This is a genomic window from Synechococcus sp. BDU 130192, from assembly GCF_963876085.1.
Classification (GTDB): Bacteria; Cyanobacteriota; Cyanobacteriia; order Cyanobacteriales; family MRBY01; genus MRBY01.
Genome location: NZ_CAWNNO010000047.1, coordinates 1 through 377 on the forward strand (window position 1 = coordinate 1; position 377 = coordinate 377).

Annotated in this window: 1 protein-coding gene; it reads right to left on the reverse strand. The window is 47.5% G+C overall.

Annotated elements, in window-relative coordinates; all coding sequences use genetic code 11:
• Nucleotides 1-377 (reverse strand): hypothetical protein (locus AACT35_RS11290; protein ID WP_216820556.1); only part of this gene is annotated, 377 nt, incomplete at both ends.

Genomic DNA, 377 nt, shown 5'->3' on the forward strand with positions numbered 1-377 from the left:
CCGACAGTAGAACTGAGATCACCGACATTGGAACTTAAGCCCGCAATGTTGCTGCTATTGGCTGCAATGTTCGACTTGTTATCTGCAATGTGAGAACTGTTCGCCGCGATATTCGAGCTAAAGGTACCGACAGTAGAACTGAGATCACCGACATTGGAACTTAAGCCCGCAATGTTGCTGCTGTTGGCCGCAATACCAGAACTGAAGTTGCCTACGTTAGAGCTGAGACTTGCGATGTTGCTGCTATTGGCTGCAATTCCAGAACTAAAGGTACCGACAGTAGAACTGAGATCACCGACATTGGAACTTAAGCCCGCAATGTTGCTGCTATTGGCTGCAATGTTCGACTTGTTATCTGCAATGTGAGAACTGTTCGC